Origin of the sequence: Bythopirellula sp., assembly GCF_041737835.1 — a bacterium.
Taxonomy (GTDB): Bacteria; Planctomycetota; Planctomycetia; order Pirellulales; family Lacipirellulaceae; genus Bythopirellula.
Window position 1 is genome coordinate 1 of record NZ_JBGSQY010000050.1, and the last position, 24,564, is coordinate 24,564.

The window sequence follows — 24,564 nt, forward strand, 5'->3', positions numbered from 1 at the left end:
ACCTTTTGCTGGGTACTTAGGTCCCCCGCTCGCCCCTGATGGGGTGCATGAGGTGATTATTGAATCGCCGCGGCATATTCAGGATTGGTCCGAGCTTGCGACGGACGAAATCGCCACGGTGCTTCAGGTCTTTCGAGATCGCATCGCCCATGCCTACACGAACTGCGGCATGCGGACGGCCGTCCTGTTTAAGAATGTCGGCCAAGGGGCGGGGGCCTCGCTTGAACATATCCACAGCCAGTTGATTGCCTTGCCGTTTGTGCCGGAAGTGCTGGAGACCGAGTTGGCCGTGGCGGCGAAGTTTCAAAGCCATTCGGGCGAATGTTTGATGTGCCGTCTGTTGGCCAATGAACGAAGCGAAGGAAGTCGGTTCGTTATCGAGAACGACTTCTTTGCCGCGTTCTGTGCTTACGCTGGTCGCCAGCCTTATGAGACTTGGATTGTCCCCAAAGTTCATGCGAGCGATTTTCTTAAAATCACGACCAAAGAGTCCTCGGCGTTGGCTGAAATTCTTGGCGAATTGGTCCGTCGTTTGCGTACACTTCTTGCACCGCTTGCCTACAATTTGGTGCTTCATACGGCACCCGTTGGGGACGAGCGGCAAGCAGCGTTTCATTGGCATTGGGAACTGATTCCGCGCAGCACATCGTTGGCGGGGTTCGAATGGGGTACCGGCATGCACATTAATTCGGTATCACCGGAACGAGCGGCAATCCGACTGAGGGCGTCAAAATCGGGTGAAAAAGTGCCGATTCAGTAAACTGGGCGGACTTCGTTAGCTCTTTGCCCTGTAGTGTTTATGCCAGCAAACGACACTGACTTGGGCCGAACATTGCGAAAAGTTGGGTAGTTGCCGACTAGCATATTCCGCAGTAACCGGCGATCTTAAAGGGACACCGTGACTGCTAGCTTGAGCATGCTCAGTTAACTCACCAACCAACGGCAAAACACGCTTAACCCTCACCCGAGGGAACACGATAAAATCCTACACGCGACCGCGATTTCGCCTTTCACTCGATAGTCATCATGAATCAACCTTTACGACTCGTACTTGTGCTCCACAATCATCAGCCAATCGGCAACTTTGATGGCGTGTTCGAGCAGTCCTACCAAGACAGCTATTTGCCGTTTCTCGACGTGTTCGAGCGGTACGACAGCAAGCTGCGGATCGCCCTCCATACGAGCGGGTCGTTGATGGAATGGCTCGATGACCGGCATCCGGAATATGTCGACCGGTTGGCCGCGCTCGTGGCCAAGGGACGCATCGAGATCATCGGCGGGGCCTTCATGGAGCCCATCCTGGCGATGATCCCCTCGCGGGACCGCGTTGGACAGATATCGACCTACTCCAAGTGGCTCGAGAATCGTTTGGGTGCAGACGTACGCGGCATGTGGGTGCCGGAGCGCGTTTGGGAACAGTCGATGACCAGCGACATCGTCAAAGCCGGTATTGAATTCACGGTTCTCGACGACTTCCACTTCAAGAACGCCGGTCTCACCACCGAACAGCTGCATGGCTATTTCGTGACCGAAGACGATACCAACGTGCTGAAGGTGTTCCCCGGCAGCGAACAGTTACGCTATCTGATTCCATTCCAGCCGGCGCTTGAAACGATCAAGTACCTGCGCAGCGTGGCGGACACCCATCCCGGTGCGGTCGTCGTGTTTGGCGACGATGGCGAAAAGTTCGGCACTTGGCCCGGTACGAAGGAACATGTGTACGATCGCGGATGGCTTGTGCAATTCTTCGACGCCCTGTGCGCAAACAGCGATTGGCTCAAGGTGACGACCCCCAGCGAAGCCATTCAAAGCGTGCCGCCGCTTGGCAAGTTGTACATTCCCGAGGGCAGCTACCGCGAAATGACCGAGTGGGCCCTCCCCGCGGCGAAGATCAACGAATTCGAAGACGCGCACCACGACTACGAGGCTCAAGGCCTGTGGCAACGGGTGTCGCCGTTCATCCGCGGCGGTTACTGGCGGAATTTCAAGGTGAAGTATCCTGAAACGAACGTCATGTATTCGCGGATGCAGATGATCAGCCGCCGCTTGCAGCAAATGGTCGACGAAGGAGCCGCTGGCGATCTTGTTGATTACGCGCGAATGGAACTCTATCGCGGCCAGTGCAATTGCAGCTACTGGCACGGGGCGTTTGGTGGAACTTATTTGCCACACTTGCGCAACGGTGTGTACACGCATTTGATCGCGGCCGAGAACCTGCTCAATCAATCGGAAGGCCGCGGCTGGCAACACGATCAGCAACCGTGGGTCGAGATCGATGCCAGCGATTTCAACTTTGACGGCCGACCTGAAACTCGCTTGGCGAATAACAAGCTGATGATGCTCGTTTCGCCCGTCGAAGGGGGCCAAATCTACGAACTCGATGTCAAAACCATCTGTCACAACTTGCAGGCAACGCTCACCCGCCGCCCCGAGTCCTACCACCGCAAGGTGTTGCGTGGCCCAAATACAAATGGCGATGGCGTAGCGAGCATTCACGATATGGTGGTGTTCAAGCAGGAAGGGCTCGACCAGCGTTTGGGTTACGACACATGGGCGCGCAATTCGCTTGTGGATCACTTCTACGCTGAGAATGTTTCGCGTGAAGCGGTGGTGGCTGGCACGGCCGAAGAGCAGGGCGATTTTGTCCATGGTCCTTACGAAGCCAAACTTCGCCGCAATCCGGGCCGCGTGCAATTGCAGCTGGTCCGCGAAGGCAACGTCGGTGGCAAGTCAATTCAAATCACCAAGGGCATCACCCTCAACGACGAAGGCACAACGGTCGAGATCGCGTACTTGATCGAGAACTTGCCCGAACACAGCGGCTTTATCTTTGCTCCTGAACTGAACTTTGCGGGTTTGCCGTCGGGCAACGATGATCGCTATTTCCGCACCGCCGACGGTCAGTCGATTGGTCAGCTCGGCCATCAGTTGGATTTGCACGACGCCCACGACTTGGGCCTTGTCGATCAATGGTTGGGTATCGATGTCGGTTTGAACTTCGATCGTCCCACGTCGGTTTGGACTTACCCCGTCGAAACGGTGAGCCAATCGGAAGGTGGCTTCGAGCTGGTGCATCAATCGGTAGCCGTTGTGCCGCACTGGCATCTCACGCCCGATGCGAATGGTTGCTGGAGCGTGACGATCCGCTTGGCGGTCGACACCAGCATGGCCGAGCAAAGGATGGGCGAAGCCCCGGTTGCGGCATCGGTTTAAAGATCGAACCGCTCATTGACGCTGATATGCGCTAATGTTGGTAGGACATCATTTAAGAAATTCAGAAAGAACCATGCGCTTCCATTCAATTTTGGCAATGGGACCAAAGTTGATGAGATAGCCGACCGGCTTGCGGGTCAATCGCATGTAATTTAGCAATTGAGCTTCGTGATCAACGATGAGTTCACGAACCGATTTGAGTTCAACAACGATCTGCGAATAGATGATTAGGTCAGGCACATAGCGTTTCTTGAGCATGTGATCCTTGTAGAAAGTGGCGAGATCCTGCTGTGGTATAAAAGGAATCCGTCGTAATTCGCACTCAATCTCCAAAGCTTCTTGATAGATTTCTTAGAGTAATCCTCCGCCTAAAACTTTGTGAACCTCGAACGCTGCGCCCATCAGATCATAACCCTCTTGTGAAAAGGGTTTGTCACGCTCATTCGGTAACAAAGACATTATCTATCTCATTTATTAGCGCACATTAGCGTCAATTAGCGGTTAACTCCCACCCGCTAATTTGTACCAATCAACGCCCTCGCGGAAATCTTGCTGCTGATAATTCACCGAGGCCAGCACCGGCACGTCGGTGCGGCAGGCGATTTCGTCGGCATTGGTTTTCGTGCTTTCGTCGTCGGGAAAAAGCGCGAGCCGATTGAGAATAACTCCCGCCACGGGCAGTTCGGGTAGCAAAGTTTTTGCCGCGACCAATGTGAGCAGCGTGGCGTTGATCGTTCCCAACTCGTTCACTGCCACGACCATCAACGGATAGCCAAATTCTCTGGCGAGCGCACAGTTGTCGTCTTCATCGCTCATGGGCGACATGAGGCCACCCGCCCCCTCGACGAGCACGATATCGCTCCGTTCGCGCCAGACTTCAATCCCCGTGCGGAGCAGATTGCGATCCACTTCGCGTCCTTCAAGACGCGCGGACACGGGGGGTGCCAGCGGCGCGACGAATCGTTGGGGGCAAACTTCTTCGAGCTTGCCGGGCTGACCGGCCGCTTCCCAGAGTTTTAATGCATCGGGGGCGACGACGTCGTTGCCATCGCGCTTGCAATCGGTGGCCACCGGCTTGTACACGCCGACTTTGTAGCCGGACTTCACCAGCGCCCGGGCGATCAGCCGCGTGACGTGGCTCTTGCCGACACCCGTGTTTGTTCCCGTGATATAGAAGCCAGGAGTCATAGTTTTTCCTTTTTGTCATCCCGAGGGATCTGGCAAGAAGCTGAGAGCGGATAGTCAAGAGTCCAGAGCCAGACAGTATGGCTCTCGACCCTCAGCTCTTGACTCTCGACTGATCCAAGCCAGATTCCTCTGGTTGCCGTATTTTCCCTTCGGGAGTTATGGCTCCCATCGGAATGACAGTTGCAAATTACAAAACCAAAAATTCTTCAACCGCTTCGCGCATCGCTTGGCGGTCAGCCGCAGCGCCGGTCCAGATCTCGAACGCGAGCGCCGCTTGTTCGATGAGAAGCGTGAGGCCATCCACGGTGCGACAGCCCCGCGATTGGGCCTCTTTGATCAGCCATGTGTTGGGCGGATTGAACGCCACGTCGGCGACAATCGTGTGTTTTTCTAAACCATCGAGATCAAGCGGCAAGCGTTCGTTCGGTTGATTGGGCCCGACCGGCGTGGCATTGATCAACAGCTGAAACGTGCCATCAATTGCAAACAAGCTGTCGCCCGCGAGTTCCTCAACACGGCAGCTTCCCAGTGGCGTTTCAGTGACTAATGTTTTGGTAAGCTCTTCGACCTTTTCGGGGCGCCGGCACAGAAAGCGAATCTCGCCCGCCCCCACCAGAGCCAACTCCGCGGCAATCGCGCGCGCGATGCGACCCGCGCCGACAATCGTGACCTGCAAGCCTTTCACGGAACCAGTTTGCTCGAGCAACTGTCGCAGGGCTCGCCCTTCGGTGTTGTAGCCAGAGAACTTGCCATCGGATTGCTTGATGCAGTTGACCTGGCCGCTGATTCGCGCGGCTTCGCCGATCTCTTGCAGATAGGGGACGACGCTGTTGCGATGAGGCGGAGCCAGCATGATCCCGTTGAATCCGAAAATTCGCGCCCCGCGCAAGGCCCCTTCCAAATCCAGCGGCGGAACTTCAAACGTCAGAAACCGCCAATCAAGCCGCGCGGCCTCGAATGCTTTTTCGAGCATGTACTGTGTAGGATTGCCGGCGATCGGCTCGCCCATCAAACAGCAAACGTCTTGTTGGGGGTGACTGGTCAAGGAGGTTTCCAATTCTTACGTAAGCACCAGCGATTCGTCGAATCGCGGCTATGCTGGCGCAATCGTCATAGGACATAGAACCCTCCATTTTGACCTGATGGAGGCCGATTTTCAACGCCGGGAGGAAACGCAAAGAACGCGAAGGCGCAGAGATTCGCAGAGAAATCTGTCAAAATTAAGTGAAGACCTCTCTTTGCGGCCTTTTGCGACTTGGCGATCTTTGCGTTTATTTTCATGCCCCGCAATTACCCACTCACGACGCTGTTTATCATTGCCACGGTTTGCGTGGATTTGGCAGTGATGCTGACGGGCGACGCGGGTTCGGTACTGGCTGCCGAGAGTGGGCTTCGTTTCTATGTGTGGAACTACGCGATCCCCGCGCAGTTCGGTGCGCTCGCTCTGTGGGCCGTGTTTGGCCGAACGCATCGACTCACCAAGGCCGCGTGGGTGACGCTCGCTTGCGGGCTGCTCTTTGCGGTCATCTGGTACACCGTTGAACCGGGCTTTCGCGGCGAGTCGATTTCATTCAGTTTCATTCAGTTCTTTGCCGTGATGCTGGGAGCGGGTTTGCTGAAGTTGTGTGGCGTGGGGAAAGCCATTTCCAACGAAACTTTTCAAGTTTCCTTGATTGAGTTTTTTGGTTGGACCATGATCGTCGCCCTCTGGGCGTTTGGGCTGCGCTTCGGCGGGGTCGATTTCTTGATCGATCAATATTGGGTCGTGTGGATCATCGCGGCCTCAGCGGCGCCGCTGTTACTTGTGCCAGTTCTGTTTTCAAGGATCTCGTCGGGCTCGCGACTGCTAAGTTTGTTGGCACTCTATTTATTCGTGTTTGGCGCTTATGCTCTCCTCACGAAGTTCATGGAAGGCCCCATGCCATTGTGGGCTCTTTCGCTGGCGATTACACAGGTGACATACATCTCAGCTTGTTGGTCGGTGGTGCGGATGGATGAAGTAATGCAAGAACGTCGAGTCGTCTCCGAATCGAGCCGCGAAAAGTTGAAGGTCTTCGATCCGCAAGAAAGTTAGCCGGCAGTGTCCCACTGCCGTGTGAGTCACATTTCACCATTCCACGGCAACGGGACGTTGCCGGCTAACGGAAGAATTTCTTCGTGCCTTGATGCGCACATACGGTGCAACATACTGCGAACGATGACCAAAACTTCCCGTCGCTGCGTCTTCATCGGCATGCATGGGTTCGACCAAATCTTCGATCACGAATCCCGCACGGCACATGCCGCCGACGAGTTGCTCCCAGCGATGCAGAAATTCCAGCGTCCCCGGCTCGCGGATGCGGCAATGCTCGGCGGGTGGGAGTGGACCCGTGCGGTAATACTGTTCCATCAGACGATAACCGCTGCCGGTGGGACGAATCTCGGCCTGCAAACTCGTGGGAGACTTATGCTGGCTGATATAGAGTCCGCCGGGCTTCGTGACGCGTGCGATTTCCGCAAATGTTCGCGTCACGTCGGCTACATAACACGTACTGACGGGATGAATCACGACGTCGAACGTCCCCGCCGCGAACATCGCAAGTTCATCCATTGAGGTTTGCACAGCGCGGATGTCGAGCTTTCGTTCCGCGGCAACGCTTCGATCGAGGGCCAGCATTTCGCCACTTATGTCGACAACCGTTACGCGCGCGCCAGCCGCGGCATAAATCGCGCTGTGACGTCCGCCACCGGCGGCTAGGCAGAGCACTTCCAAGCCGGCCACACTACCGCCTAGCCACCCCAAAGGGTCGACCGTGTCGAGAGGTCGGGCGAGCTCTTCGTTGGATGCAGGCCGCGCGAGGGGAACTTGTTGCCGGGCGAGCTTATCCCACGCGCGGGCATTGTGTTCTTTTTCCGGTGTGTCGGGCATAAGCTAAGCTCGCGGAATGGTTCGCGCACTCGAATCCAAGCAGTTCATCAATTGAACCATTCCGCAAGCCGCATGTCACGACATAAACAGGCTCTCACTAGCCGGAGACAAACTTGTCTCCGGGCCCGGAGGAAGTTGCCCTCCGGCTAGCATCGACGTGTGGCAAATGCAACAATCGCCAGACCGAAGAGTGCGATGGCACTTGGCTCGGGAACTTGCCCACCCATTGCCGAGGCGGCAATCGTAACGCCATCGAGTTCAAAATTGGCGTTGGCCGCGGTATCAGCCACGCTGAAGCGGATATAACCCACCTTCGAGAGCGACGTGCCAGAAATATCGAGCCAAGTTCCCCCCCCCGAACCACTCAGCAATTCAAGAATGTCGGGATTGCCGGGATCGGACAGCCGTAAGCCGTTGAAATCGCTCAACGCACCGGTAAAAGGTTGCTGGAAGCTCGAGGGGTTCGTGCCAGCCAAGTCGTTGTAACCTTGCGTCGGGATATCGAACGTAACCACGCCCAGGCTTTCCCAGCTGATGCCGTCGGCGCTGACTTCAACCTCGGCATCGTCGATGCCAAAGGCGAACAGCGGATTGCCGGCTTGGTTGTTGGGATAATCTTCGTCGGCGATCCCCACGTTGGTGAAGACGCCAATCTCGGGACCAGCACCAGGAATCGCAAAGTGCGAGAGCCGCAACGTGAGATGACCGGTCTCGCCGATGGAAATGAGCTCATCGGCGCCATAAGCCGGATTAAATGCGGTGACATCACCTGGGAAAATTCCTTCGCCCGTATAGCGTTCCGGCGAGCCGAGTGCTGTGCTGGGATCGCTGTATCCCCCCGCCGGGTTCGTGCCGGGATCGTACGAGATGACTTGGTTCGCAAATTGCGCGTAAGTCGATTGTGTGCCAAGGAGTGCCGCGAGGCACAAACCTAAATTCCATTTCATGAGACAATTCTCCGATCGTGATGCAAAAGTCGTGGAAGCATGAACATAAACGAAAACAGCAACAGGCCTGTTGATGGTTCTGGAAGGACGGAAACTAAGGGGGAAGGGGGAGGGGGGAAGGCGGACGGTGATTCGACGCCGTAGCTTGTTTGCCAGTGTGCGAGATCATCGGCACTCAAGGGAGCAGGGGATTCGCCGCGTTGCCAGGCGAGAAAGTCGCGGCCGTCGATGTCACCATCGCCATCGAAATCGGCATCGACTTCGGCGGCAAGTGGATTGCGTGCGAAGGCTTGGTTGCTGAAGCTGGGCGAGAACGCCAAGCTATGCCAACTTTGGTTCAACACGTCGCGGGAAGAAATGCCAGATCCCGAACGTGCCCAAGTGCCGCCGTCGTAGGGATTGCCCGTGGCGACGCCGTACTGCCAAAAGCCGGTGATGAACCAACCCTCGGCATACCAATCGCCGGGATCGACCGATTCCGCTCCGTCGGTGGGTCCCGAGGTCGCAAAGCCTTGTTCATCGAAAAACGTGTCGTCGGTGATCGCAAACTGGCCGTCTTCGTTAGCATCGTAACCCATGCCCACAACGCCGGTGCCGAAGCCACCGATGCTGCCAATCTTCGCGAACAGGCGATTGTCGGCTGCGATGATCGCCGTGATCATGTTGACCGCTTTGATGTTGCCATCCCAGCGGAAGCCCCAAACAAGCGAATTGTCGGTCGTGGCATCACCCTGCCAGTCGAGGGCCAGAGCCGCTTGATTCGCGCCGCTGCCGACCCAGAAATCGATGTCGTCGAAATTAACAACCGCATCTGCCATCGCGTTGGCATTTGCCACGCACAAAAGCGCGATCATAAAAAATGCCGTTAGCCGGCAGCGTCCCGCTGCCGTGTGCGATTGATAAATCACAGCGCTTCGCCTCCACTGCGAGTCAGCAGCGCATTGAGCATGGCTTGTTCAACCTCGTCATGGAGGAATGAAACATGTCCATCGCAAAAGGTGACCGACGCGCCGCCGGGATGGGGGCTACCGATTTCGTTGTCGAGGCTCGGATGATTGATGGGGTTGGATTGTTCCTGAGCAAAGATGTTATGTCCGTTCGCCCATTCCATGCTTGTGGTCGCGATATCTCCACTAGGCGTTGAAAGTTTTGATTCGCGTCTGAGGAACGCCTCGCCAATCATAGCCGTGTGGGCCGAGCCATCGGTCATTTGCTTGAAAGTGACGGGTTCGTTAAAGAGCATGACTCCCAGCGACTGGTCATTAATATGTTGAGTCGAGGGATTCTCAGCCTCCGGATCTTCATAGACATCGCGCCCATCACCTTCGACGCCGTACAATCCCGCGTAGTCGGTAAAGCCTTGCCCCCGCCACAAAGTTGCCGTACTGTAAAACTGTTCGCTTGGTGTGCTGGGACATAGGAAGAGAGGAATCGTAATCGTGGTGAGATCACGATTGGGCGATTGGTAGGCAGGCAGATCGATATCGTATTGATCCCATAGCGATTGATACTCGATGAACGGAAGCAACTGGACGTTCCAGGAGACAAGTTGCTTGCCCGAGCCACCCGGCAGCATGTTGTTGCCAATACAGCCGATGGGGAGTTCCCCACGTTGTTGCTCGAAATTGAGCGTCGCCGTGCCATTCTCGCGCAAGTGGCTTTGGCATTGCGTGCGGCGCGCGGCTTCCCGAGCGGCTTGGATAGCTGGCAGCAAAAGCCCCACGAGCACGCCGATGATGGCGATCACCACCAAGAGTTCCACGAGAGTGAAACCACGCAACTTAAACGGACTAGGATGTGCTCGAACGCCAAACATGAACGACTTTCTGGTGTTCGCATATTTTTGCCGGGACCTTCAGCGCAGCAATGCGCCTCAGAATCAAATTCAGACCGACAAAGAAACGCGAACTCGCAGAGTTTCCTCAATTACGCGGCCGGCGTCCCTCGCGCCCATGCTACATGTAGCTAGCCACATACAACGCATTGGTAGGTCTTCTGACTCCCAAGCTCAAGCGAACCGGGCCTTCTCACCGCAAGCAAGCTGACGGCAATGGCTCTTAGAATTAGTTCGCTTGATCGGCTCGGTCACAGCGGCGGGGCCGTCCCGGACTGAGATTCCCGAAGAATCTGGCACCGGAGTTCCCTGTTGTGTCGGCGTAAAGAGTTTTTACCAACCGACCACCAACGCACGATCAAATACAGACCGAAGTGTAATGCGTGAGCAGCGGAGTGTCAAACATACATAAATTAGCAGTTATTTTGCCTTATTCAGCAACCCAATCGCCTGTTCGCAATCAATCGCATGATCGGGGCGAGGGTATTCCGCGGTGAAGACTCGCAAGTCATCTTCGGGCAAGACTTTCACAAAACTTTCGTCGATTTCGCCGGCGGAATTTTCGAGGGCTTTCAAATTCAGGTCTAAATGTTTCGCTAAAAAGCGAGACGCGGCGGCGCGTTTCGAGGGCCCATAGTCGTGGCCTTCGCTTGGGAAATGGGCATTCTCGATTTTGTCGTCTGCGTTAAAGAAAGAATAAATTCGCTTGATATGGGGGTACTCGACTTCGGGTGTGTTGAGAGTCCAATCGCCGCCGTCGGAGATGAGCATCATCGGCTTGGGTGCCACGAGCGCGGCAATCTCGACATTGTTGGTTTCATAATCTTTTGTTTTGTGAATCGGCATCGCGCTTTCGCATTCGCAACCGCCGAAGAAGTGAGCCGATACCTGTACTACGGGGATGGACAGATCAATGCGGTCGTCAATCGCGGCGAGCAAGAATGTTTGCGTCCCACCACCCGATTCACCGGTGACTGCGAGACGGTCTTCGTCGATAAAACCGAGCGATTCCAGAAAATCGAGAGCACGGATGCTGTTATAAGTTTGCAGACGCTGCACTTGATAGCGGCGATGCTCGCACTGAGTCGACTCGCCGTAGCCGATCATGTCGTAACAAAAGGCCGCGGCCCCCATGAGTGCTTGAGCCGCGCAACGCTTTTGCATGTATTCCTGCATGCGGCCGTTGCCGAGATGACCGTGGGGATTCAAGATGCCGGGGATTTTGCCGGTGAACTCAGCGGGGAGATAAAGGTTCCCCGTCACCCAAAAGCCAGGCAAGCTTTCAAATGCCACGTTTTCGACGGTGTAGCCATCCATCTCGCGTTTGTCGCGACGGATGACTTTGAGATCGCACGGCTTCGGCAACTTTTCGAGTTGTATTCCGCGCCGCAGTCCCGTGCGAAGCAAATCGGCGCGCTGCTGCCAGCTCGCACGATCGTTGTAGAGCGAGGCCTTTTCAGCGAGTTTTTCCCGGCCTTCGGCTTCGGTGTAGGCGGGTCCCTGGAGGAGGGTGATTTCTTGGGCGTGAGATGAGAAACTCGACGCTACTAACAGCACAACAAGAAGTCTAGATATCTGAACAGAGTTCATCGTGATCTACTCAAAGAAAAGATAGACTTCATAGTTTCTAAGACTCATTCAAGCGTTTTTCAAATTCAGAAGGAGAAATCTTTATGTCCCTTAAGATACTGCGCAAGGTACCAATTTTAAGATCCTTGCCCGCATGCACTGGCACTGATGTACGTAAATCTTCTTTTTGCAAAAAGTGATGGCTACCGCGCACACGAACGACTTCAAAACCCTCGCGTTCAAGGAACTTTATCATTTCCTTGCCAGCAATTCGCGGTAGCTTAGCCACCTGCAAGCTCCGCCAATTCGAGGTCGATCGTCCGTAGAGAGGGTTGCGTGATGCGACTCAGCGCGTCTTCCAAACCATAAGTTTCTACATAGCCGGCAAGTGCCTCTTTCAGATCAGCAATTGCCTCGTCCTCTGTTTCTCCCTCCCCGTAAGCTGGGATGTCCGGTAAACGAGCGGTAAAGCCGCCTTGGTCTGGATCAGGGATGAGTTCTATCGTTACAGACATGAAAAGGCTCCTGATAGTTCGTGGTTCTCGATTATACTCGGATCGTGAGCATTTTCGCACCAACAAAAAACCCCGCGAAGTGAAACACCTCGCGGGGTCGTTAGTTTTTAAGATCCGAGCGTTGTTAGTCCAAGAAGCCCGACAGTTCGGCACTGCGGCTCGGTTGCTGCAGTTTGCGAACGGCCTTGGCTTCGATCTGGCGGATACGCTCGCGGGTCACTTTGAAGATGTGGCCCACTTCTTCGAGCGTATAGCTGTAACCGTCGCCCAAGCCATAACGCAGCTTGATGATTTCGCGTTCGCGATAGCTGAGCGTCTTGAGCACCTTGGAAATCCGAGTACGCAACATCTCTTGAGCGGCACCGATGGCGGGGCTTTCGGCACCCGAATCGGGTAGCAAATCGCCAAAGTGGCTGTCTTCGCTGTTGCCGACGGGGCGGTCCAAGCTGATCGGATAACGGCTCATAGCCAACACGCGGCGGGCTTCGTCGACGGTGCATTCGGCGGCACGAGCGGTTTCTTCAATCGTCGGTTCGCGTCCCAGGCGTTGCAGCAAAGCTCGCGAAACGTTCCGCACGCGGCTCATGGTTTCGACCATGTGAACCGGAATGCGAATCGTGCGGCTTTGGTCGGCGACGGCCCGGGTGATCGCCTGACGAATCCACCAAGTGGCGTAGGTACAAAACTTAAAGCCACGGCGATATTCAAACTTGTCGACGGCACGCATCAAGCCGGCGTTGCCTTCTTGGATCAAATCCAAAAAGCTCAAGCCGCGGTTGCGATACTTTTTGGCAATCGACACGACCAAACGTAAGTTGCCTTCGGACAAGCCGCGTTTGGCTTGCTGATACTTGGAAAACACGTCCCGCAAAAAGAGGACGCGGTTACGAAGGCTCGTGGGTGTTTCTTGAGTCATCCGCAAGATGTTGCGATACTCAACCATCAAAGGCTTCCGCTCGGACATCGGGCGGCGGTCCTTCTTCATTTGGTCGAGTTGCTTCTTGAGATCATCCACGCGGCGGCTGAACTCTTCGAGCGGAGCAATCATCGCTTCGATTCGCTGAGTCCGCAGACCCAACTCTTCGATCAGCATGACGGCCCGACGACGACGGCCCGCGAGGCGAACCCAAGCGGCTTTGCGAGCAGCGGGCTTGGCGCTTTTGCTGGTCGCCGTGCGATAGTCTTCCTCGTTGCGCTGGAGCAAGATTTCGAGCGTGCGCAAATTGTGAGGCAATCGGCCGAGAATTTGTTCTTTCTCCAAACGGTCGGTCACCGACACCTGCACCGTGCGATCGAATGGTAGTTCACCACGATGTACGCGGTTGAGCACCTTGTAGGCCACGCGAATCACATAGTCGCAGGCCAACAACCGGCGCCGGAAGGCCGTGCGAGTGTGCTCAATGCGGCGGGCCAAGTTGATTTCTTGCTGGCGGGTGAGCAGCGGAATCTCGCCCATCTGCGTCAGATACATCCGCACGGGATCGTCCGACCAGGATTCGAGATCGACAGTTTCATCGCCAAACTCGCTGTCCTCTTCGCCGTCAGCCTCTTTAACGTCGGTATCCAGCCCGAGCGACAAATCGTCATCGACGTCAACGTCGACGACATCGTCGATACTCTTGGTATCGAATTCCTTCTCCACGTCGGCGACGTTCGATTCATCATCCAATTCGTGATCCAATATCGCGTCGTACAAAGTCAATACTCCTCAACTACGGGAAGTCAGCAAGTGGTTTATGAACGGTTCGTGCTGGGATGAGCGATTGTGGCCAGGACCCAAGCCGGCCTTGTGGCCAGAACCCAAGCGGGTCGTGCGATCAACATCCGACGAGTTGCCAGGAAAGGGATAACGATGTCAAGCAACGGAAATGCAAGCAAAGCTCGCAACGCGTCGCGCAGGTGCATCGAACATTTGGCAAATCGAACCAGGAGAGTGAACGCGGCGATCAAACTATTCCCCTAAAAACACAAACCTTAAGAAAGTCATTTGAAAAGATTGGGTCTGTCATCAATTAAGACAACTAATTCTAACACCAATCGTTTCAAGGGCTTTCGTCTTACTCAATTTGGAAAAAAATTACGTTTACACGAGTCACACTGGACAAGTTTCCGCGCGACGAGCGCGAATCAAATTACCCAATGCGAACAATCTCAATCGTTAGGAAGCTTGCTCGCAGAATGTGTCGGCAGACTTCACGCGATCGGCACGGCCTATCAGCCTCGTGAGACTTCCCCCAACTTGGGTGTCTCGTGCTCGATCCTCAAAGTCAGCCCACATGCCCCTATGAGCGCGCTTGAATTTCAAATCACTGCTTTCTGAAATGGTCCTTCCTGGAAATGACGGTTTCCCAATCATGGCAAACCCACCATCAACCGAAGTACCGATCATTACCTCGGAACAAGTAACCGCACGCAACTTGTTCCGGAACCGTTCTCAGACCCTAGTCTCAATCAACCCGGCCAGCAGATATGCCCTTAGGCAATAAGGTCACTTGGCAGCTTTGGTTACACCACAATGAGAGTGTGAACCTGGAGGGGAGATGCCGAAGTAAGCGACTTATTTTGCGTGCGTCTGGCTCTTTGGGGAGTTACTTGAGGGGAGGGGGGAGAACCTATCGTTTTCAACCTTATAATTTTATCTGGGGACGAGCGGCGGTCCAGTGTTTTTTTGAAGAAAAACTTGACAAGCGATGAAAGTTGTCTTTTTCCTCGCCTTGAGTATGACGAGCGAGCCACAGTTTGTTGACTCGAATCTCGCAAATTCTATTTCAAGCTCATTACCAAATTAGTTGCCAGATAAGCACTTGCGCCCAATATGAGCGAGTCAGTTCTTATTCCTAGACCGGCAGAGTGCTGGCAACAATCCACTTCCGATCAGCACCAATAATAATGCGGACGGCTCGGGAACCACGCCTAAAATGATTCGGTCAGGTCGATAAGTGATCGGCAGCGTGACATCACCCACGGTCACTGAACTCACAGCATTTGCAAACCTGCCGGTAATCGACTTGGCCTTGAGTATCACAAAGGATCGAGAGGTGTTTGGCACATAATTGTCCAGTAATGAAAGTTCCAATAAACCACCGTCTATGGTTACATCCCCGATCACATGTAAGAAATCATGTTTCGAGCCTGCTTCTGTGCCGCCAAGCTCGATGTCGAGTAGGCCGTTGTCTGCAAATGTTACGCTTCCCTCGATGGTCAGATTTCCGGGCGACGTTCCTGGAGAGATGGCTGCCTCGTTAGCAACAGTGAAATCGCCCACTAGAGTGCCATTGCCGCTCATGACGGTCGTCGCTCCATTGATCTCCATGGGATGGCTTCCGCCGTTGAACAGAACCTCCAGTCGTTTTCCAGCCTCCGCCAGGATCTCTGCGCCATCAAGAGCCAACAGATGAGACGAACCGACGAAATTGACAGATGCGTGCGTTGAGCGCGCGAATTGCGCCAGAAATCGATAATGACGACGTTAGCAGATTCCAGGTCGTGTTGCTACCGATAACAAGTTCACCTGATACATCAACTAGTGCCACATCGTATGAGGCCTTCCAGTGACGTTCGTCGCTGAGCCCGCACACGCGCGAATTGTCAGTCAGTATCAACTCACCAGCAAAAGTGAGCCCCGGCAAAAAGACACCTTCCTTGAAGCCTGGCCTAATCGCGCCGATAAAAGCCTCGTCATGAACCGTGACACTACCGGCAAGAATGCTAGGTGACGCCTCCCCAACGCCAGACGTCTGTAAAGGTGGTGTGCTATAAAGAGTTCCGCCATAGACGTGGACATCGTTATCGATATTGGTGGCAGGGTCGGAATAGTGATTGCTGCCGAGTATGAGACGGCCAGCTTCTTCAACCCTGATAATTCCCGAGCCCGCATTGCTTGGTGAGCCAACGCGAAATGCCCCGGACTCCAGGGTAATGTTCCCGGAATATTCATTGGCATTGCCGAACCAGCCGACATAACGGCTAAAAGGATTTGTTTGTGTTCCGAGTATAGTCAGATCACCGCTGCCTTGGATGTTGCCATAGAACAGTGTTGACAAATTGTGGTGCATCGTCGAATCGCTTTGGACGTTGATCGTGCCCGTCGAACGCGCGACGCTGATACCTCCTCCATCCAAGGTGACGTTATTGGCAAAGTTACTGCTACCCGTTACCTCAAGCAGGCCTCCCGAGACTGAAAACGCAGCCTGTGGAAGCGTATTGTTGGTGACGAACAAATGTCCTTCTTCGACGAGTACGTTGCCCGAAAAACCGCTGGCTTGAGAATTTGTAAATTCAGCAGTGCCATCAGTTCTTTTGGTAATTGTTCCAGAGCCAGTCAGTACTGCATTGATTCTGCCATCTTCGAGGTATAAGTTTTCGACGTCTATCGGAGTTGCCGTGCCCGCCGTGAACAGACTCCTGTTGCGAATGTGAATTTCGTCAAATTCTACAAGACCGCCGGAGAATTGCATTTCATACGTCCCGTTGTCCAAATAGACTTTGTCATTGGCAGGGATAGCGGATCGATTTTCGACGATAAGCTTGGCGTTGGCGGTAGGTGAGAAATAGTCGGAACCAATAACCCAAGTTCCACCTGTGTAAGAGTTGGTGCCGCTCGTGCGCATGCTATTGGAACTCACGACGACCGACACGGCCCCGCCACCAGCGTTGTCCACGATGTTTGCGCCAACGCGCTCCGATTGGTGGAATATAAGTTCCGTGTCCTCACTTGTGCCGGCAGTGATTTCGCCATTGATGATTTGTTGGTTGCGGAAGACGCCGCCGCTGACGACTGTGAGTCGATGGCCATTAAGGTTTACCGTGTTCGGATCACCGGTCGAGTCCACTTGCAGGGAAGCAACAGTTAAATCGCCCGTGAGGGTGTGATTGCCAATAACTCGCACGTGCTGGTGGGGTGCCGCGGTGTTCAAATTTCCAAGGCTGGCGGGAGTTAGCGTTCGAACCTTACCGGTGTTATCGAGAGTGGCAAATCCATTTTCTGTTACCGCCCAGGGACCGATAATTCCGTGTTCTGGGATACGCCCTAGGATTCGAGCAGCATTCAAGTTCCCCGCTTCAAGAAACCGCAGAATGGATCCTTGTTCTCTATTGAGCTGGCCAATCGTCAGCCCAGCGGCCAAACTGCCATGGTCGGAGCTTACGGCGATTCGAGTACTGCCTTGTTTGAGATGAAGTGTACCCAGGTGTTCGGATGTGGGTGTCGTTGAGTTAGAGGCCAACGAAATATAACCCCCTTTTGAATCCACGACCACCGTGTCAGCAATGCGGTCTGTGTTCGCGTTAGGGTATAAGTACAGGGTACTGCCTTCCTCGATTGCAATCTTGTTGATTCCCGAGAGACTTCCGCCATACATATTGAGTGCAGCCTCGTCGAGTAAGCGTAACGTACCCGTCAAGCTCGATTGGGCGGTGCGTAATTCCAACCCTCCAGAACGATATGTCAGGTTGTTTCCTCGAATAGTCCCCGTGATCGCGATCGATCGAGTCGATGAAACCGTGGATCCCTCATTGCCAACGTCCAAGGTCCCGGCGAAAACCAAGGGTACATACGAATTTCCAGCGTAATGGAAAGCAGATCGGGTCGAATTGAATCCACCATGAGCGTTGTGCAGGTAAATGTCGTTTTCGATGACGTAACCCGATGGATATCCGCTCGTAAGATTGATATGCAACTGGCCCTCTTGGCTGACGTGAATATCACTGTTGCCCAATTTTGCCCATTCAGTCACAAAGAGGCGACCACGATCGACTTCAAAACGGCCACTGAAATCGCTGAGGTCTCCTTCAAGGCCAAGATTTGCCCCCAACTGTCGTATAGTTCCTGTTCCGGTGACTTTGCCTTGAATGACGCCCTCTCGCAGGGACCGCAACTCTCCATCGACACGAAACGCTCCCGCGCCCGACGTTGTCAGCCTTGTAAGATTGTTTGTTCCCCTAAGCATTATGAGACGCTCAAAGCCAATCTCTTGGGTTGCTTCCATGGTGCCTGTGTGGTGTATCCATGTCTCGTCATAGTTTTGTGCCGCATTGAATACCAGTGTGCCTACATTGCTAAACCCTTCGCTGACGATGGCGTTCCCCCTCGTCGGTACGTTGAGGTATAGCTTGCCGGCGTCCACGTTTGTGGCGGCCAACGGCAAGGCGTCGGGATGGTTGACATGAACATTGCCACCGCGTGCTTCGGCAAAACCAGTGAAGCTATTGGCTGTGTTGAGATGGACATCTGCCGTAGTGGTGCCGATGAGGCGCAGTGGTCCATCTCCACTGATTTGGCCATTGAAGTTGCCTCCGTAGACATCATTTCGCAGCGAGTTATCCCGCAAGACATGAATACTACCCGTGTAGGTCGCGTTTCCCCTTATTGAGGCATCTGGAGTTCCGCCCAAAATAATATTGTTTGCGACGATGGCACCGTCTGGAAAAAGCAGCTCGCCATCCTCGACAAAATAATCAATTTGTTCGCTGGGAAGAGCATTGAGAGTCAGATACCCACCTTTCATGAGAACCTTGGTTGATTGACCGAAAGCTCCTGCATGATTCACATAGGATTCGCCGGTGACGATAGTAACGCCGGTGTAATTGTTGGCAACGTTGAGCGTGGTGTCTCCAAGCGTCAGATCGCCTTGGTGCAGCAATGGCGAGGCGGCAATAATTCGACCTCCAAGACGAAGGTTGCCCACGCCCGACGAACCGCCCGTCCAAGATGTGCTGTTATTCGTAGCGCGTAGTTCGCCCCCATTTCCGCTCGTGATAATTGGTGTCTGGGCAAGCGTTACATTAGGCAGATATACAACGCCTCCACCAATGGTGATGGGATCGTTCGGGGCTGTAGCGGTGCCCGTAAATCGCAAGTCACCGCCTTGAACATTAAATTGTTCGTTGGTTGGCACTTGCACCACCAACGAGCCGCCCTGAACAATAGTGCCCGCCACGTCCGAGCCCAAAGCCATCGACGAGGCAGCGATCACCTGACCTGAAACGATGAAGGTTTGACCCAGATAGCTATTGTTGCCACTCAATGATATGGAATCTCGCGTCGATTGATTAACAAGCAGCAGACCACCCATGCCAGAAATACTACCTGTGATGAGGCTCGGACCGAGAACAGTTTCAGTCCCTCCTCGGCCACCGGACAATGGATTCTGAGGACGGCGTACTGTCGACAGACTTTGTAGTTCGATTGGTCCAGACAATGTCACGGCCCGAGGCACCAGCGTGCCTTGATTAAGTAAAAAAGATTCGGCAGTGGACAAATTAATGTCGAGACTTTCACCAGGGCCCACTATTGTTTGCCCATTCAAAAAGTATGGCCAAGAACCACACAAAAAGCTTAATATAAAAATCAGGCACGACATTCCATGCGAGCGTGGCGAAAGCTTCATCGTAATTCTTACCTTGAAATAACAAAAAAAACGCCAAACAAAGATCCCCATGCGCATTAACAATGCGGTAAGGGATCAATTGTTTGACGTTTTCAGTAGCGTTTTACTATGATTTAAATGACTTAAAGAGCAGGCTCGAACAGGTAATTCTTACCCAGCGCCGTAGTGCGATCTTGCCATGAGTCTACCAGAAATGCAATCAGAATTCTGCATTTTCGCGCAAGTTTAGCAAACCACGAAATTTTATTGACTATCGCTTCGTCGCGCCATCAATCAGAGTCATTCGCTCGGAAACACAAAGAGTGTGAAAACTCCAAACTGTGAAGAGCCTTGAACTTAGGGAAAGTGCACCTTTAGTACCCCCCTCCGTTTCCGCAGCACATACACCACGTCTTCGGTCGCCGTCGTGACTTCAACGGGCGTGTCGATATCGTAGCCAAAGTCGTAGATGCCCACGACTTCCAGATCGGGGGTGCTATCGATGAGCTTTTGCATTTGGGCGGCCGAATAGGTGCGGAAAATAACCCGATCTTCGATGCGAAACTGTTTCGTGGGGGTGTAAACGTCGAAACTCATTCCGACGGCTTCTTGTCGTTTGCGTGTATTGCAATCGATCACCCACAATTTGGAGAGAACCGCCAGATTTCCCCGCCGTGCGGCCCAGCTTTCCTCCTGCATCGGATCGACGCTCGTAGGTGTAAGATGCAGGCCCAATACGTAGATCCCGCCGGGACGCAGGGCATTGGCCATCGCCTGGAGATGATTTTCGGCCTGTTGCTGTGTGGCAAGATGCCGAAAGCTGTTGATCGTGTTGAACGCGGCATCGACGGGCTTGCGGAGCTTGAAGTCGCACATGTCCCCCACGAAGGTCGATCGGGGAAAGCCCGCCCGTTCGAGGCGATCATTGCAAAAATCGACAGCCGCTTCGTTGAGATCGAGCCCCCCGACTTTGTAGCCTTCCGCCGCAAACTTGACGAGCAACCGCCCCGTGCCGCACGCGGGTTCAAAAATATTCTTAACCTTCCCGCCACAATGCTTGTCAAAACAATCAAGCAGAAAATCGAACTCGGGCTTCCAGTCGGAACCGTACACCAAGTCGTAGTATTTGGGAAAGTCGTAGAGGCTGGCTTCGATGGTGGGGAGTGTCATGGGGCCTAGTGTATCGGCAGAACAATGAAGCCGCAATGAAAATCAAATTTCGGCTTTAATAGTACGACGAGGGATTCGAAGATATATGCCGAAGGCATTAAAGCAATTAGCCCGGGGTTGCAAAAAACGAGCTTGAGCGAGTTCTGCAGCTACCCCGGGGCACTATAGGATCACATCAACGAAAAAGGTGTGGGTAGTCGCGAGCCCCATCGATAATGCGAATTACATCAATCCCTTCCGGTCGAGGACGGTAAAAGATGATCCAGCGTTTGTGTCGTCCATACCGGCAGCCATCGAAGAGTTCCTCTGCCGCAGTACCCAGTAGCGGCATTTTTGCATAGAAATCGCATTTAGCGACGAGTTCCTCAATGATTTTTTCAGCCGTGTCAGGGCGGCCATCAGTAATCGCAATATGATCGGCGATTTCCAGTAGATCTTGTTCGGCCTGCAACGATTGAAATGCAATCGCCATGGCTAATTCTGCTTGGATGATAATCGCTCGCGTAGTTGCTGTTTGAGCATCGTCGCATCAAGAGGTTTTGTCTGTCCCGCATTGCATTGATCGAGACCAATTTGGAGTTTGGCTTTGAGGTCAATTAACTCCGACTGATAGCTGCGAAATTGTTCAACAGCTTCATCAAGGGAGCTGGGTAAATTTGCATCCGATGAACGCAAGACTAGAAACTCTTGAAACAAACCCAGTTCGGTGGATGAATTTATAGCCATGACAGTAACTCCTTCATGAATTCTACCACAGGAAGTCAAATACACAAAACTGGTACAAGGTTATTTCTCCCCCACGTAACGATTGAGCGAAATCTTCTTGCCGATTTCGACCTTCAACCGCTCAAGCACCGATTCCTTGTCGGTGTTGGAAAGGATTTGCTTCACAACTTCTTTGGGCGATTCGTCTCCCCAACTCGCGCCATGTTGGAAGTAATGCCGCGCGGCTTGGCCGACGATGTACGAACCATATCCCGCCGCGGCGCCTTGGGGGAGCGCCGTCGCCACGGTGCCGAAACCTACGGTGAGCGCTTTGAAAATGCTCGACGCATAACTCACCGCTGCTTCGCTGAGCATCACCCAGCCGGCTGCTTTAAAAATGGAAGTGACAAGGTCGCGTGCGTTTGAGGTGGTGATGTTCATGCCATACACGCGGCCCAGCGTGACCACCATCGTCGCATCGACTGCCGAACCCCCCAACACATCAAGAGCTGGTACGGGATTCAGTGCGACGGCTAGCGATTTGGTGACGGCGAAATTCCAGATTAGCCGCGAAGCCTCTGTTTCTCTTAACCGGATTCTCAGCGCCCCCATGCGGTCGCTCTTATCGGCGGCGAACATCGCGGCGTTGAGCGCGATCAACGATTTGCCTTCGGCGTTGAGAACTTCCAGTATGCGGCTGCGTAGCTCGCTCACTTTGGGCGCGGGTTTCCGCCATTCGTGCCGCACGCTGCCGTCGGGAGATTCAATTACGAATTCCATTTCACGCGGATTGGCCTGCGTCACCAAAATATTGGCCGGTTCGACTAAACCCGCGAGCCGGCGACCGCGGAACAATTCCAAGAGTTGCTCAAGTTCATGACGTGAATATAAATCTGACTTGTTAAGCACCAACAGAATCGGCTTGTGACTGGCAGCAAGTTCCAACAGAGCGGAGTATTCAGTTTCATTCAAATCGGAATCTGTGACGAACAAGACCAGGTCCGCCCGCGCGGCTGCCGAGCGGGCCATTTCCGCCCGCTGCGCGCCATCGACTTCATTGAGTCCCGGCGTGTCGACGAGCACGACTTCGGAATCCGCCAGCCCCGGCACGCGATAGCCGATGCCGTTCCATGGCACGTGCCACACGTCTTTGGTCCAACCCCCTTGCACGTTGACGTGGGTGATTTCATCACCGACCAACGCATTGATCAGCGCCGACTTGCCGGTGCTAATCTCACCAAAGACAACAATTTCGACCCGACCGCATTCGAGCTTTTCGGCCATGCGCTCGAGTTCGCTCAGATCCCGCGCAAGTTCCGCGCGTTCCGCGGTGGTACAGCCTTTGTACTTATCAATGGCGCGACGCACCGAATTCACGGCCGCGTGAAAATCGGTGTCGCGGTGCGTGCCGATGGGTGTTGTCTCGAAATTTGGGGAATCGCTCATGACTGGCCCTCGTCACGCAGCGATTTGGTGAGTTCCGTGCGACCGCGCTGCACGAGCTTGCGCAGCTGATCGGGACTGGTGAGCAATTGCCATTGATCGCGGGCGAGTTCCGCGATCCCTCCGGGTGGTGCTTCCATGTCGCGGCGATAGTATTCGACAAACACATTACCGATCCAGCGCGTGACGAGGGCTTGCGTGATGCCTTGCACAAGTCCGCCCGCAATCGTGCCAATGCCCGGCACGGTTTTCAGCAGCGAACCCACCCCCGCCGCCACGGCGGGTGAGACGGCGGTCGCTCCTACCATGGCGATGAGATTCTTGCCAAGTTGTTCGAGCATCTTCACCACGCCGTCGGTATCAATGGGCTGCTTATAAACGTTGGCCAACTCGATCACCATTTTGATCGTGATCGCACTCCCGCCTGCCAGGTCCAACAAGGGAATCGGATTGATCCCCGCGGCACCCCCAGCTGCCCACATGTGGCGGTTGATGATCTCGTTGGCCTTCGCATCCAGCACCGCCCGCACGCGATCTTTGGCTTCGTCGACAAGACCTCGCGATTGGAGCAGCAAATTCGCGAGCAACAATTCGCGGCCATCCTTCTGCACGATTTGTAGCAGCCGCTCGGCGAGCGGCGCCACATTCGGCGGCACTTCGTATTCTTCGGTCAGTTCCTCGCCAGTGGAAGTCACGCGAATCCGCTCGCGATTCACCGCCGCTGCCCGCACGGCGACGACATCTTTCGGAGCAATGCCAGGAAGTTGGGCGACGATCTGACCCACGAGCAATTGTTCCTCTTCCTCGTCGTACCAATCTTCCTTGTTGAGGCAGACGACGATCCGTTTTTCCATCTCGCGAAGTTTTTTTACGAGATCAACTTCATATGACTTGAGCGGCCCATCGACCACCAGCAGTACTAGATCGGCATTCTTGGCCGCCAGCGCCGCGACCGCGGCCCGTTCTTCGCCACGGACTTCGGCAAGCCCGGGGGTATCGACCAACACAACCTGTTCGTTCGTGGGCCAAGGGACTTCGCTCCGCACCGACGTTGTGCCGCCGATGACGTCCGAGGCAAAGACTTGCCGCCCGGCGAGCGAGTTGAGCAGCGACGACTTGCCGCTGGAGATCGTGCCGAATGCGACAATTTCGAGTCGCGAGTCGGCGTGCTTCTTATCAAGAGTTTTGAGGGCTTTCTCGATTTCACCGCGCAACTGCGCCGAGACCGCGGCATCGGCGGCGAAGTTTTGACTTGTGCTGAGGTTTTCGCGTAATTCTGCTTGAAGCTGCGCGGTCGATAGCTCGCTTGGGTTCTGTTGCCGACGTTCGCGCCCCAGGTCTTTCTTGCGAGTGTTTCGCCACAATCGATAAAAGACGACCACGGAAGTGCCGAGCAACACGAGCGCGCCCAAGCCCACCGCTCCGAGATAGCCATAAGCCAGCCACGGATAGGAGTTAGCGATTGTTTGATAGCCGCCAATGATCGAAGGGAGCCACGACACGAGCAAGTACCCCGCCACGGCGAGATAGATGATCAAGAGCAGCAACATTCCCCGGGGGAGTTTCATGTTTTAACGGTAAGGGAGGGAACGCGGACGAACACGATCAAACAGATTGGCGCGGATTAGATTTTACAGGAGGAAGCAGAGTGAGCAGAGTTGTAAGGTTAACCGCTCATGCACGCTGAATTTCGCAAATTAATGCG

The 24,564-nt window shown here is 54.3% G+C and carries 21 protein-coding genes and 1 riboswitch; of the genes, 3 read left to right on the forward strand and 18 right to left on the reverse strand.

Annotated features, from left to right (window positions below; all coding sequences use genetic code 11):
- The coding region (locus tag AC6T8Q_RS15330; RefSeq protein WP_500679915.1) for a galactose-1-phosphate uridylyltransferase at positions 1–760 on the forward strand (760 nt) is incomplete at its 5' end.
- 266 nt (positions 761–1,026) lie between these two features.
- A complete protein-coding gene (locus AC6T8Q_RS15335; protein ID WP_500679916.1) occupies positions 1,027–3,213 on the forward strand; it encodes an alpha-amylase/4-alpha-glucanotransferase domain-containing protein in 2,187 nt (728 codons plus the stop codon).
- A 48-nt stretch (positions 3,214–3,261) separates the two neighbouring features.
- Here AC6T8Q_RS15335 and AC6T8Q_RS15340 read toward each other — a convergent pair whose 3' ends face one another.
- The 3 genes from AC6T8Q_RS15340 to AC6T8Q_RS15350 all read right to left on the reverse strand — a co-directional run bounded on the left by AC6T8Q_RS15340 (position 3,262) and on the right by AC6T8Q_RS15350 (position 5,446).
- Positions 3,262–3,561, reverse strand: a complete 300-nt coding sequence (locus AC6T8Q_RS15340; RefSeq protein WP_500680096.1) for a GxxExxY protein — start codon at positions 3,559–3,561, stop codon at positions 3,262–3,264.
- A 153-nt stretch (positions 3,562–3,714) separates the two neighbouring features.
- Positions 3,715–4,401 carry a dethiobiotin synthase gene (gene bioD, locus AC6T8Q_RS15345; RefSeq protein WP_500679917.1) on the reverse strand — a complete coding sequence of 229 codons (687 nt, stop codon included), beginning with the start codon at positions 4,399–4,401 and terminating at the stop codon, positions 3,715–3,717.
- Between the two features lie 187 nt (positions 4,402–4,588).
- A complete protein-coding gene (locus tag AC6T8Q_RS15350; RefSeq protein WP_500679918.1) occupies positions 4,589–5,446 on the reverse strand; it encodes a shikimate dehydrogenase family protein in 858 nt (285 codons plus the stop codon).
- Positions 5,447–5,680: 234 nt separating this feature from the next.
- Between AC6T8Q_RS15350 and AC6T8Q_RS15355 the strand changes: the two genes are divergently transcribed.
- Entirely contained in the window at positions 5,681–6,475 is a 795-nt protein-coding gene (locus AC6T8Q_RS15355; protein WP_500679919.1) for a hypothetical protein, read from the forward strand.
- 33 nt (positions 6,476–6,508) lie between these two features.
- Here AC6T8Q_RS15355 and AC6T8Q_RS15360 read toward each other — a convergent pair whose 3' ends face one another.
- The 15 genes from AC6T8Q_RS15360 to AC6T8Q_RS15430 all read right to left on the reverse strand — a co-directional run bounded on the left by AC6T8Q_RS15360 (position 6,509) and on the right by AC6T8Q_RS15430 (position 24,427).
- Positions 6,509–7,309: a class I SAM-dependent methyltransferase gene (locus tag AC6T8Q_RS15360; protein WP_500679920.1), complete on the reverse strand. Its 801-nt coding sequence runs from the start codon at positions 7,307–7,309 to the stop codon at positions 6,509–6,511.
- A 146-nt stretch (positions 7,310–7,455) separates the two neighbouring features.
- Positions 7,456–8,256 carry a PEP-CTERM sorting domain-containing protein gene (locus AC6T8Q_RS15365; protein WP_500679921.1) on the reverse strand — a complete coding sequence of 267 codons (801 nt, stop codon included), beginning with the start codon at positions 8,254–8,256 and terminating at the stop codon, positions 7,456–7,458.
- Positions 8,253–9,164, reverse strand: a complete 912-nt coding sequence (locus AC6T8Q_RS15370; protein ID WP_500679922.1) for a hypothetical protein — start codon at positions 9,162–9,164, stop codon at positions 8,253–8,255. The genes AC6T8Q_RS15365 and AC6T8Q_RS15370 overlap by 4 nt, the downstream gene beginning before the upstream one ends.
- Positions 9,161–10,072, reverse strand: coding sequence for a DUF1559 family PulG-like putative transporter (locus AC6T8Q_RS15375; protein ID WP_500679923.1), 912 nt, complete (start codon positions 10,070–10,072; stop codon positions 9,161–9,163). The genes AC6T8Q_RS15370 and AC6T8Q_RS15375 overlap by 4 nt, the downstream gene beginning before the upstream one ends.
- A 152-nt stretch (positions 10,073–10,224) precedes the next feature.
- Positions 10,225–10,457, reverse strand: a riboswitch (cobalamin riboswitch).
- Positions 10,458–10,510: 53 nt separating this feature from the next.
- A complete protein-coding gene (locus AC6T8Q_RS15380) occupies positions 10,511–11,680 on the reverse strand; it encodes an alpha/beta hydrolase family protein (RefSeq protein WP_500679924.1) in 1,170 nt (389 codons plus the stop codon).
- Positions 11,681–11,717: 37 nt separating this feature from the next.
- Positions 11,718–11,948: a type II toxin-antitoxin system HicA family toxin gene (locus AC6T8Q_RS15385; RefSeq protein ID WP_500679925.1), complete on the reverse strand. Its 231-nt coding sequence runs from the start codon at positions 11,946–11,948 to the stop codon at positions 11,718–11,720.
- Positions 11,941–12,174 carry a type II toxin-antitoxin system HicB family antitoxin gene (locus AC6T8Q_RS15390; RefSeq protein ID WP_500679926.1) on the reverse strand — a complete coding sequence of 78 codons (234 nt, stop codon included), beginning with the start codon at positions 12,172–12,174 and terminating at the stop codon, positions 11,941–11,943. The genes AC6T8Q_RS15385 and AC6T8Q_RS15390 overlap by 8 nt, the downstream gene beginning before the upstream one ends.
- Before the next feature lie 124 nt (positions 12,175–12,298).
- Complete coding sequence (locus AC6T8Q_RS15395) at positions 12,299–13,870, reverse strand: sigma-70 family RNA polymerase sigma factor (RefSeq protein WP_496921155.1); 1,572 nt, start codon at positions 13,868–13,870, stop codon at positions 12,299–12,301.
- A gap of 1,128 nt (positions 13,871–14,998) precedes the next feature.
- Positions 14,999–15,565, reverse strand: a complete 567-nt coding sequence (locus tag AC6T8Q_RS15400) for a PEP-CTERM sorting domain-containing protein (protein ID WP_500679927.1) — start codon at positions 15,563–15,565, stop codon at positions 14,999–15,001.
- Positions 15,555–19,613 carry a hypothetical protein gene (locus AC6T8Q_RS15405; RefSeq protein ID WP_500679928.1) on the reverse strand — a complete coding sequence of 1,353 codons (4,059 nt, stop codon included), beginning with the start codon at positions 19,611–19,613 and terminating at the stop codon, positions 15,555–15,557. The genes AC6T8Q_RS15400 and AC6T8Q_RS15405 overlap by 11 nt, the downstream gene beginning before the upstream one ends.
- 285 nt (positions 19,614–19,898) lie before the next feature.
- The gene (locus AC6T8Q_RS15410; RefSeq protein ID WP_500679929.1) at positions 19,899–20,711 is read right to left on the reverse strand and encodes a class I SAM-dependent methyltransferase; all 813 of its coding nucleotides are present in this window, start codon (positions 20,709–20,711) and stop codon (positions 19,899–19,901) included.
- Between the two features lie 175 nt (positions 20,712–20,886).
- Positions 20,887–21,183 carry a type II toxin-antitoxin system RelE/ParE family toxin gene (locus AC6T8Q_RS15415; protein WP_500679930.1) on the reverse strand — a complete coding sequence of 99 codons (297 nt, stop codon included), beginning with the start codon at positions 21,181–21,183 and terminating at the stop codon, positions 20,887–20,889.
- A 2-nt stretch (positions 21,184–21,185) separates the two neighbouring features.
- Positions 21,186–21,437 (reverse strand): hypothetical protein, encoded by a 252-nt coding sequence (locus AC6T8Q_RS15420; protein WP_500679931.1) that lies wholly within the window; start codon positions 21,435–21,437, stop codon positions 21,186–21,188.
- Positions 21,438–21,497: 60 nt separating this feature from the next.
- Entirely contained in the window at positions 21,498–22,862 is a 1,365-nt protein-coding gene (locus AC6T8Q_RS15425) for a YcjF family protein (protein ID WP_500679932.1), read from the reverse strand.
- The gene (locus tag AC6T8Q_RS15430) at positions 22,859–24,427 is read right to left on the reverse strand and encodes a DUF697 domain-containing protein (RefSeq protein ID WP_500679933.1); all 1,569 of its coding nucleotides are present in this window, start codon (positions 24,425–24,427) and stop codon (positions 22,859–22,861) included. Before AC6T8Q_RS15430 ends, AC6T8Q_RS15425 begins: the two co-directional genes overlap by 4 nt.
- Between the last annotated feature and the right edge of the window lie 137 nt (positions 24,428–24,564).